Raw genomic sequence first — 10015 nt, forward strand, 5'->3', positions numbered from 1 at the left:
GCCGGCGACCTCGCACCCGATCCCCACCGGTACCTGGACGCCCACCGCGCCGGCCGCTGACGGGCCCACGGTGCGTGGTTTCGCCCCGTCGCCCGACCCGGCACCGCAGACCCCCGCCCGGGCCTCCTGGCGGGACCGTGGGCTGACGGCCCCGCCGGCGCCCGAGCAGCCCGCAGGGACGGCACCGGCCACCGGGTGGCGCCCCCTGCCGTCCCAGTCGCCGATCCCCGACCCCGACGCTGCACCGATGCGTCGGACGGCGTCCTCGGTCGCCCAGCCGACCTCGCCCGTGCTCCCGCAGCCGTCGCCTCCTGCGCCGACGGCAGCCGCGGCGTTCCCGGGGGCGGCGATCACCCCTGCGTCGGCCGCCGCGGCCTCGCCCACCCTGCCGTCGGCCGCCGCGCAGCCGGTGCACGAGACCGTCCCGGCGCCCCCGCAGGCAATGTGGGAGCCTGTGCCGACACCGGCCCCCGACGGCGAGCCGGTGATGATCACGGACGCCCCGGCGGACCTGGCGGATGACGACGAGGCCCCGGTCGTCAAGCAGCGCTCGTACACCTGGTTGCACCTCGTCGTGCTGGCCCTCGTGGCCTTCGTGCTCGGCTGGGTGATCTTCCTGCTGCTGGACAAGGCCAGCTCCAGCACCACCGGCGCCCTGGGCGTCGGGACCCTCGTCCAGTCGGTGGCCGCGCTCGGCCCACCGACCCGTTGACCCAAGGAGATCTGTGCCCGCATCAGCGCGAGCGATCGACCTGACCATCGCAGCGGCCCGCGCCGCGTCCGACCGCAAGGCCGAGGACCTCGTCGCTCTCGACGTGAGCGGCCAGCTGGTGCTCACCGACGCGTTCCTCATCGCGTCCGGCACCAACGAGCGGCAGGTCGGCGCCATCGTCGACGCCGTCGAGGAGGCCCTGCACGGCATGGGGACCGCCCCGGTGCGCCGTGAGGGCAAGTCCCAGGGCCGCTGGGTGCTGCTCGACTTCGGCGACCTCGTGGTGCACGTGCAGCATGCCGAGGACCGCGGCTACTACTCCCTCGAACGGCTGTGGAAGGACTGCCCGGTGATCCCGCTGCCGGACGACGTCCTGGCCGGGCCGGTGCAGGCGTGACGGCGACCAGGGTCCTGGCCTGGCGGCACGGTCGCACGGCGTACAACTTCCAGGCCCGGCTGCAGGGCCAGGTCGACATCCCGCTCGACGACGTCGGGCGCTGGCAGGCCTCGATGGCCGCCGCCGCGATGCTCACCCACCACGAGCCGGCCGCGATCGTCTGCTCCGACCTCGTGCGGGCCCGTCAGACGGCCGAGTTCCTGGTGCACGCCACCGGGCTGCCGGTGCTCACCGACCCGCGGCTGCGCGAGCGCAGCTTCGGCGTCTGGGAGGGGATGACGGGGGAGGAGATCACCGCCACCTGGCCCGACGAGTACGCACGGTGGCGGGCCGGGCTGGACCCGCAGGGCGTCGACGCCGAGACGCGCGCCGAGGTCGGCACCCGGATGGCGCAGGCCGTCGAGGAGCACGCCGCGGCGCTGACCACGGGGACGCTCGTCGTCGTCTCGCACGGCTCGGCCATCGCAGCCGGGATCTCGACCATGCTCGACGTCCCGGCCGGCTGGCACGGGCTCACCGGGATGCGCAACGCCCACTGGGCCAACCTCTCGCCGGCCAGGGGTCCCGTCGGCCCGGCCTGGCGGCTGCACGGCTACAACCTGGGGCCCACAGACGCCTCGCGCGACTGGGACGCCGGGCCCGACCCGGAGCCCTCGGAGGGCCCGGACACCGGGATGCGGGACCCGGATTAGCGTCCCGGGCCTGGTGTGTCCTAGACTCACCGGGCGCCTTCCGGGGCGCACGAAGCCTTCTCGCGAAGGACTCGGGGCTGTGGCGCAGCTGGTAGCGCACCTGCATGGCATGCAGGGGGTCAGGGGTTCGAATCCCCTCAGCTCCACCAGAACGACCGGGTGCGGATCCGGAGCACGGAACAGAGAGCGATCGCTTCGGCGGTCGCTCTCTTCGTGTGTGTGGGGGGTGTGCGGCCGATCCGCGCGTGCCCGGCCCGCCCAGGCGCCCCCGCCCGACGTCGGCTACCTTGTTCTGTGACAGAACAACGTGCCCGGCCAGCGGGAGGCGCCGTGAACGTCCACGAGTCGGCTCGGCCGCGCGCGGTGCGTGAGCACCCGTGGGCGGGCTGGTGGGCCGTCGGGACGGTCTGCTTCGGGGCGTTCATGGGGCAGCTCGACGCGAGCATCGTCACGTTGATCTTCCCCGCGCTGCAGAGGCAGCTCGGTGCGTCGTTGGCGGCCGTGCAGTGGGTGTCGCTGGCGTACCTGCTCACGCTCGTCGGGCTGGTCGCGGCGGCGGGGCGGATCGCCGACGCGGTCGGCCGCAAGCTGGTGTACTCGCTCGGCTTCGTGGTGTTCACGGCGGCGTCGGCGGCCTGCGCACTCGCACCGGGGCTGACCTGGCTCATCGCCTCCCGGGTGGTGCAGGCGGTCGGTGCGGCGATGCTGCAGGCCAACAGCGTCGCGCTCGTGGTCACGAGCGTGCGCCAGCAGCAGAGGCGGGCGGCGCTCGGGCTGCAGGCCGGCGCCCAGGCGCTGGGGCTCGCGCTCGGCCCGGCGCTCGGCGGCATCCTCGTCACCTCGCTCGGGTGGCGCTGGGTGTTCTGGGTCAACGTGCCCGTCGGCGTCGTGGCCGTCGTCGCGGCGCACTACCTGCTGCCGCGCACCCGCGAACGCACGCCGCTGGGACGCTTCGACTGGGTGGGCACCGGCCTGCTGGGCGTCTCGACCACCGCGCTGCTCCTGGGGCTGTCAGCGGTCTCCGGGCTGGCGCTGGCGGCCCCCGTCGCGATCGGGCTGCTCGTGGCAGCGGCGGCCGCGGGGCTCGGGTTCGTGCAGTGGGAGCGGCGCGCGGCGCACCCGCTCGTGGACCTCGAGGTGCTGCGCCCGCGCGCCGTGCGGATCGGCCTCCTGGGGGCGCTGGGCGCCTACCTCGTGCTCTTCGGCCCGCTCGCGCTGTTCCCCCAGGTGCTGGGCGAGCACGGCACCGCAGGGCTCGTGCTCACGGCGCTGCCGGCGGGGTTCGCGATCACGGCGGTCTCGGCCCAGCGGCTCGTCCCCGGCCGTGGGCGTGTCGCCGGGCTCGTCGGCTCCTTCACCTGCGTGCTGGCCGCCGGTGTGCTGCTCGTGGCACCCACCCGCCCGGTGTGGACGGCGGTCTGGCTGCTCGTCCTCGGGCTCGGGCTCGGGGTGTTCATCCCGGCGAACAACGTCACGATCATGGGCGCGGTCCCGGCGCGGATGTCGGCCACCGGGGGCGGGCTCGTCAACATGGCCCGCGGGCTCGGCACGGCGCTGGGGATCGCCGCCGTCACGTGGTCGCTGCACATCGCCGCGGTGCTGCACCGGCCCGAGGTGGGGCCGCGGCTCGCGGTCGGGACGCTCGTCCTGGTCGCGGCCGGCACCGCGCTCACCGCCGCCGTGACCCGGCCCGAGGAACCGGCCCGATGAGCCCACCCGAGGGCGCGCTCACCGTGTCGCAGGAGGTCGCGCTGGCCGACGCCATCGCCCGGCTGCGACGTGCCATGCGGCGGGCCGCCCGCGCCGACGACCCGGGCAACGACCTCTCGGTGGCCCAGCTCGAGCTGCTGTCCTGCGTGCAGGAGAACCCAGGGTCGCGGCCCAGCCAGGTCGCCCGGCTGCTCCACCTGGCCCCCAACTCCGTGACCACCCTGGTCAACGGCCTGCAGGCCCGCGGACTGCTCACCCGCACGAGCGGCGGCGGCGACCGGCGCGCGGTGTCCCTCACGCTCACCGAGGAGGGGGAGCGCGCCGTGGCCAGGTGGCGCACCACCAGCACGGCGACGGTCCGCCGGGCGTTCGGTGAGCTCAGCCCGACCTCACGTGAGCTGCTGGGGGCGGCGCTGCCGGCGCTGGCCGAGCTCGTCGAGGCGGTCGACGCCCGGGCCGACGCACCGTCACCGCCGACCGCGCAACCGTGCACCAGTGCGTGATCTGCCCGAGAAACCGCAGGTGGGATGGGGGCCCCCGGCCCTAAGGCCTAGGTGATCCGTCACACGGCGGGGCACAGTAGAGGAGTCAACAAACCGCTCGCCGTCGAGCGTCCAGCCCCTCAGGGAGTCCCTGTGTCCGACATCAACGCCTCTTCATCGACCCAGACCGCCATCCGTCCGGCACTGGACCGCCTCGTCAGCCTCTTCGGGGCTGTGGTGGTCGTGGTGCTCCTCGCCGCAGGCGCCGGACTGCTCTACGCGAGCTCCTTCATCAAGGGCCAGGTGCACGACCAGCTCGTCGAGCAGGGCATCACGATGCCGACCTCGGACGCCTACGGCAAGCTCTCCGCCGAGGACCAGGCCGCTCTGGCCCCCTTCGCAGGTCAGGCCATGACGACCGGTGCGCAGGCCGAGGCCTTCGCCAACCACTACATCCGCGCTCACATGGACGCGATGTCGAAGGGCAAGACGTACGAGGAGATCTCCGGCGAGTACATCGCCATGAGCGACGCGCAGAAGGCCACCGACGAGGGCAAGGCCCTCGGCCAGCTGCGTCAGACCATGTTCATGGGTGACACCCTGCGGGGCCTGCTGCTCAACGCCTACGCGTTCGGCACCATGGGCGTCATCGCCGGCTACGCCGCCATCGGCGCCTTCGCCGCCGCGGTCATCCTGGCGATCTTCGTCTTCCTGGGTCTGCGGCACGCCAAGAAGGCCTGACGTCCTGCACGTTCGACCTCACGACGGGGGCGGAGCGCTTCGGCGCCCCGCCCCCGTCGTTCGTTCTGGGACCTTGGTCCCACGGTGGGCCGGTGACGAGGAGATTCGGGCATCGCAACGGACGCGGTGACGCCCGTGGCCGGCTGAGCGCCCGGGCCGCGACGCACAGCGGCCGGCGTCCCCCAGAGCCCGGAGCCCTCGGAACCCGGCGCCTTCCGAGCCCGGAGCCCTCAGAGGGTGCGGGTCACGTAGACCTTCCGCAGCGTCTCGTGCACGTGCCAGGTGCCCGTCCAGCCGGCGGGCGTCACCAGCAGGTCACCCGCGGCGATCTCCACCGCCGTGCCGTCCGGGTGCACGAGCGTCGCGCGCCCGGACAGGATCTGGCAGACCTCGTGGTACCCCTCGCGGGTGGCCGTGAAGACACCCGGCCCGACCTCCCAGATCCCGGTCTCGGTGCCGTCGGCGGACCACACCGGCAGATCGGCCTCGTGCTGGCCGGTGCTCGAGGTCGGCTTCGGCCGGGCGGCCGGCAGGGCGGCCCCGGCGGCGTCGGCGAGCACGGTGGCGATGATCTCGGACATGGGGTGCTCCTCGTTCGGACGGTGGCTCGTGCGGATGGAGGCGGTGCTGCTCAGGAGGTCGTCGCCGCGAGGTGCAGCAACGGGAACGGACGGCCCTCGCCGTCGGTAGGGCTGCGGCCGACCACGCGCAGGCCGTGACGCAGGTAGAAGCCGACAGCCTGCGGGTTCTGCTCGTTCACGTCGACCAGCAGGCCGGGGGTCGTGGACATCGCCGCGGCGAGCAGCGCCGAGCCGGCGCCGAGGCCCCGGCTGGCGGCGTCGACGAAGAGCATCTCGAGCCGGCGCCCGGTCTGCCCCGCGAACCCGACGACGCGACCGTCGATCTCGGCCACCGTCACCTGGACCGCGGGCAGGAACTCGGTGCTCAGCCGGGCGCGGTAGCCGGCGATGTCGTCCGCCGTGAGGAAGTCGTGGGTCGCCTCGACCGCGCTGAGCCACACCTGGACGAGGACGGGCCACTCGTCGCGACCCCGGCACGGGCGCAGCCGTGCTGCGTCGACCTCAGGCATGGCCCCGATCGTAGGGGCCGCGGAGCCGGACGGGACCGCGCCGGCTCAGGCCGTCGCGGTGCCGAACAGCAGCCCGACCCCGTACGTGAACGCCATCGTCGCCACGCCCATCCCGACGTTGCGGGCCACGGCGCGGCCCTTGTCCGCACCGCCCAGGTGCGCCGAGACCGTCCCGGTGATGACCAGCCCGACGATGACGGCCGCGACGCACACCCAGATCCGCCAGCCGTCGGTGGGCGCCAGCATCGCCAGCATCGGCAGCGCGGCGCCGACCGTGAACGCGGCGAACGACGCCCCGGCCGCCGCCCACGGGCTGGTGAGCTCGTCCGGGTCGATGCCGAGCTCGGCCTCGGCGTGCGCGCGCAGGGCGTCCTTGGCCGTGAGCTCGCGGGCGACGTCGGCCGCGAGCTGCGGGCTCAGCCCCTTGGCCTCGTAGAGCCCGGCCAGCTCGGCGAGCTCGGCCTCCGGCAGGTTCTCCAGCTCCCAGCGCTCCTTGTCCAGCACGGCCCGCTCGGTGTCGCGCTGGGTGCTCACCGACACGTACTCACCACCGGCCATCGACATGGCGCCGGCGACCGTGCCCGCGAGCCCCGCGGTGACGATCGCGGTGAGCGAGCTGGTGGCGCCCGCGACGCCGATGACGATGCCCGCCACCGACACGATGCCGTCGTTGGCACCGAGCACCCCGGCACGCAGCCAGTTGAGGCGGGCGCCCAGACCCGCGCTGTGCGGTTCGGCGTCGTGCAGGCCCGGCTCGCTGGTCGCCACGGGGTGCTCCTTCGTTCGATCTGTCGCGGCGGCGAGCGGTCTGTCAGACCGTCCGGGGCACCGCACCGGTGAGCTGCAGCATCCGGCACATGAACCGGTGACCGCCGTCGGAGGTCGGTCCGAACATGAGCGGGCAGCCCCCGGCCAGCACCGTCATCCCGTGCTCGCGACCGTAGGCCGCCGCCTCGGGGGACACGCTGCCACCCCCGGGGCCCCGATGCATCCAGATGTAGCGCACACCGAGCTGCTCGGCCTCCTGCACCGTGCCCAGGGCGTGCGCCGGCGCGGTGGCCACGACCACGGCGTCCACCCCGCCCGGCACCGCGGACAGCGACGGGTAGGCCGGGTCGCCCTCGACGGTCTCGGCGTTCGGGTTGATCGCGAACACCTCGTAGCCGCGTTCGCGCAGCCGGACGTACACCGGGTTGCCGCCGTGCGTCGCCGCGTCCCGGGACACCCCGGTCACCGCGATCCGTCGCTGGGAGAGGAACTGCTCGGCCGCCGCACGCATCGAGGTCATGCCTCGACCGAAGCACCTGCCGACGCGGCGGCGTCGGGGACGAAGGTCCTGACGGCGCGCTGACCTCAGCAGATGCGGGGCAGCTGCTCGCCCAGCGGCCGGGAGACCACGCGTCCGGCGCCGAGCGGGGACCGGGCCACGAGCAGCCCGGGGTGCTCCTCACCGACCTGGCCGATGATCGCGGCGTGGGCGCCCAGCGGGTGCGCGCGCAGCGCGGCCAGCGCCGCCTCGGCGTGCGCCGCCGGCACGATCGCGATGAGCTTGCCCTCGTTCGCCACGTGCAGCGGGTCGAGCCCCAGGAAGCCGCAGGCGGCACCCACGGCCTCCGGCACCGGCACCGCCGCTTCCTCGAGCTCGATGCCGACCTTGGCGACCTCGGCGATCTCGCACAACGTCCCGGCGACACCGCCCCGGGTGGGGTCGCGCAGCACGTGCACGTCGGGCACGGCCGCCAGCAGCGCCGCGACCAGCGTGTGCAGCGCTGCCGTGTCCGAGGTGAGGGTGGTGCCGAACTCGATGCCCTCGCGCAGCGACATGATCGCCACCCCGTGCTCGCCGACCAGCCCGGAGACGATCACGACGTCGCCGGGGGTGGCCCGCGCCGGACGGATGTCGACGCCGTCGGCGACCACCCCGATGCCCGCGGTGTTGATGAACAGCTGGTCGGCCTTGCCGCGGTCGACGACCTTGGTGTCACCCGTGACGACCGGCACACCGGCGGCCCGCGCGGCGGCGCCCATCGCCTGCGCCACCCGGCCGAGCAGCGCCGTCTCCAGGCCCTCCTCGAGGATGAACCCGGCCGACAGCGCGAGCGGCTGCGCACCGCTCATCGCCAGGTCGTTGATGGTGCCGTTGACCGCGAGGTCGCCGATCGACCCGCCGGGGAAGAACAGCGGCGAGACCACGTAGGAGTCGGTGGTGAACGCCAGCCGGCCGGCGCCCGGACGGTCGAGCACGGCCGAGTCCCGCATCTCGGCGTTGCTCGCGCCGCCGAGCGCAGGCAGGAACAGGTGCTCGATGAGCTCACCGGACAGCACACCGCCGCCGCCGTGCCCCAGCACGATGCGGTCCTGGTGCGCCAGCGGCGCCGGGCAGGTCCAGCCCTCGACGTCGAGCGGGGCGATCGGCAGGTCGGACATCTAGCTCACCTTCGTCGGCACCTGCAGGCGCCGGAACTCGTAGTAGGCCGCGCAGGCGCCCTCGGCCGAGACCATGGTCGCCCCCAGCGGGGTGCGCGGGGTGCACAGGGTGCCGAACGACGGGCACTCGAACGGCTTGATGAGCCCCTGCAGCACCTCGCCGGAGTGGCAGGCCTCGGGCTCGGCGGTGTGGATGTCGTCGACGTCGAACCGCAACGACGCGTCGAACTCACGCCACGCGGGGGACAGCTGCCAGCCCGAGGCGGGGATCATGCCGATGCCGCGCCACTGCCGGTCGCACACCTCGAAGACGTCGGCCAGCACCTTCTGGGCGACCGGGTTGCCCTGCGGGCTCACGGCCCGCGGGTAGGCGTTGCGCAGCGCCGGGGTGCCGGCCTCGAGCAGCGCGACGGTCTGCCGGATGCCCTCGAGCAGGTCGAGCGGCTCGAACCCGGTGACCACGATCGGCACCTGGTAGTCCTCGACGAGCGGTCCGTACTCGGCGGTGCCCATCACGGTGCACACGTGCCCGGCCGCCAGGAAGCCCTGCACGCGGGTCACGGGGGAGTCCATGATCGTGCGGATCGCCGGGGGCACCCGCACGTGCGAGACCAGCATGGAGAAGTTGGTGAGCCCGCGCTGGCGCGCCGTCACCACCGCCATCGCGTTGGCCGGGGCCGTCGTCTCGAACCCCACCCCGAAGAACACCACCTGCTTGTCCGGGTGGTCGCTGGCGATGTTGACGGCGTCCAGCGGGGAGTAGACGACGCGCACGTCGCCGCCGTCGGCCTTCACCGAGAACAGGTCCTTGTCGGTGCCCGGCACCCGCAGCATGTCGCCGAACGAGCAGAAGATGACGTCCGGGCGGGCGGCGATCTCCAACGAACGGTCGATCATCTCCAGCGGGGTCACGCACACCGGGCAGCCGGGTCCGTGGATGAACTCGACCGCATCGGCCAGCAGCGTGTCGACGCCGTTGCGGATGATCGAGTGGGTCTGCCCGCCGCAGACCTCCATGAGGGTCCAGCGCTGCGTCGCGGTGGCCAGGATGTCGTCGATCATCCGCTTGGCGATGACCGGGTCCTTGAACTCATCGAGGTACTTCATCGCCGACCTCCTCGCTCGCCGCGGAAGCAGCGGCCGGTTCGGGCAGCACGATGCCGAGCTCGGCCTCGAGCATGCCCAGCTCGCGGAACATCTCCAGCGACGCCAGGGCCGACTCCTCGTCGAGCCGGGTGAGCGCGAAGCCCGCGTGCACGATCGTGTAGTCGCCGATCGCCAGGTCGGGCAGGTAGGCCAGGCACACGTCCTTGCTGGCGCCGCCGAAGTCGACGTCCGCCATCGGTGTCCCGCGGTCGTCCCAGATCCGGACGACCTTGCCGGGGATCCCCAGGCACATGGTGGTCACTCCCTTCCCTCGGCCGCCGCGAGGACGGCCTGACCGAGACTGAGCCCGCCGTCGTTGCACGGGACGAGCCGGTGGCGAACCACCTGGAACCCTGCCTCGTCCAGCAGTGCCGTGCAGCAGCGCAGCAGCAGGACGTTGGCGAACACACCGCCGGACAGACCGATGTGGTCGACGCCGGTGGCCGTCCGGGTGTCACGGGCCGCGGCCAGCACCGCCCGCGCCACCCAGACGTGAAACCCTAACGCGAGCGCGGCCCGGTCCCGGCCCGCTCGCAGCCCGGCGACGAGCGCGTCGAGCATCGGCGCCGGGTCGAGCACGGCCACCCGGGAGTCCGTCCCCGAGGCCGTGCGCCAGCC

The 10015-nt window shown here is 73.7% G+C and carries 13 protein-coding genes, 1 tRNA gene and 1 pseudogene; 7 read left to right on the forward strand and 8 right to left on the reverse strand.

Features of this window, described 5'->3' with window-relative positions:
* The 7 genes and pseudogenes from F2B26_RS11770 to F2B26_RS11800 form a co-directional block, all read left to right on the forward strand.
* Positions 1-712, forward strand: a pseudogene (locus F2B26_RS11770) (hypothetical protein); the annotation flags it as partial.
* 13 nt (positions 713-725) lie between these two features.
* The gene (gene rsfS, locus F2B26_RS11775) at positions 726-1109 is read left to right on the forward strand and encodes a ribosome silencing factor (protein WP_159809591.1); all 384 of its coding nucleotides are present in this window, start codon (positions 726-728) and stop codon (positions 1107-1109) included.
* Positions 1106-1801, forward strand: coding sequence for a histidine phosphatase family protein (locus tag F2B26_RS11780; RefSeq protein WP_159809593.1), 696 nt, complete (start codon positions 1106-1108; stop codon positions 1799-1801). Before rsfS ends, F2B26_RS11780 begins: the two co-directional genes overlap by 4 nt.
* 73 nt (positions 1802-1874) lie before the next feature.
* A tRNA-Ala gene (locus F2B26_RS11785) sits at positions 1875-1950 on the forward strand.
* A 181-nt stretch (positions 1951-2131) separates the two neighbouring features.
* Positions 2132-3511: an MFS transporter gene (locus F2B26_RS11790; RefSeq protein ID WP_159809595.1), complete on the forward strand. Its 1380-nt coding sequence runs from the start codon at positions 2132-2134 to the stop codon at positions 3509-3511.
* Entirely contained in the window at positions 3508-4014 is a 507-nt protein-coding gene (locus F2B26_RS11795; protein ID WP_159809597.1) for a MarR family winged helix-turn-helix transcriptional regulator, read from the forward strand. The genes F2B26_RS11790 and F2B26_RS11795 overlap by 4 nt, the downstream gene beginning before the upstream one ends.
* 132 nt (positions 4015-4146) lie before the next feature.
* Entirely contained in the window at positions 4147-4734 is a 588-nt protein-coding gene (locus tag F2B26_RS11800) for a hypothetical protein (RefSeq protein ID WP_235929636.1), read from the forward strand.
* Positions 4735-4964: 230 nt separating this feature from the next.
* Here the strand turns inward: F2B26_RS11800 and F2B26_RS11805 are convergent, their stop codons facing one another.
* The 8 genes from F2B26_RS11805 to F2B26_RS11840 all read right to left on the reverse strand — a co-directional run.
* The gene (locus tag F2B26_RS11805; protein WP_159809599.1) at positions 4965-5315 is read right to left on the reverse strand and encodes a cupin domain-containing protein; all 351 of its coding nucleotides are present in this window, start codon (positions 5313-5315) and stop codon (positions 4965-4967) included.
* A 50-nt stretch (positions 5316-5365) separates the two neighbouring features.
* Positions 5366-5824, reverse strand: a complete 459-nt coding sequence (locus F2B26_RS11810) for a GNAT family N-acetyltransferase (RefSeq protein ID WP_159809601.1) — start codon at positions 5822-5824, stop codon at positions 5366-5368.
* 45 nt (positions 5825-5869) lie between these two features.
* On the reverse strand, positions 5870-6592 hold the full coding sequence (locus F2B26_RS11815) for a VIT1/CCC1 transporter family protein (protein ID WP_159809603.1): 723 nt from the start codon (positions 6590-6592) through the stop codon (positions 5870-5872).
* A gap of 43 nt (positions 6593-6635) precedes the next feature.
* Complete coding sequence (locus tag F2B26_RS11820) at positions 6636-7112, reverse strand: CoA-binding protein (RefSeq protein WP_159809605.1); 477 nt, start codon at positions 7110-7112, stop codon at positions 6636-6638.
* A gap of 65 nt (positions 7113-7177) precedes the next feature.
* Entirely contained in the window at positions 7178-8251 is a 1074-nt protein-coding gene (gene hypE / locus F2B26_RS11825; RefSeq protein WP_159809607.1) for a hydrogenase expression/formation protein HypE, read from the reverse strand.
* Complete coding sequence (hypD, locus tag F2B26_RS11830; protein ID WP_159809609.1) at positions 8252-9358, reverse strand: hydrogenase formation protein HypD; 1107 nt, start codon at positions 9356-9358, stop codon at positions 8252-8254. It lies immediately after the preceding gene.
* Positions 9342-9650 (reverse strand): HypC/HybG/HupF family hydrogenase formation chaperone, encoded by a 309-nt coding sequence (locus F2B26_RS11835; RefSeq protein ID WP_159809615.1) that lies wholly within the window; start codon positions 9648-9650, stop codon positions 9342-9344. The genes hypD and F2B26_RS11835 overlap by 17 nt, the downstream gene beginning before the upstream one ends.
* A 5-nt stretch (positions 9651-9655) precedes the next feature.
* The coding region (locus F2B26_RS11840; protein ID WP_438939199.1) for a Kae1-like domain-containing protein at positions 9656-10015 on the reverse strand (360 nt) is incomplete at its 5' end.

The organism is Cellulomonas citrea, assembly GCF_009829685.1.
GTDB lineage: Bacteria > Actinomycetota > Actinomycetes > Actinomycetales > Cellulomonadaceae > Cellulomonas > Cellulomonas citrea.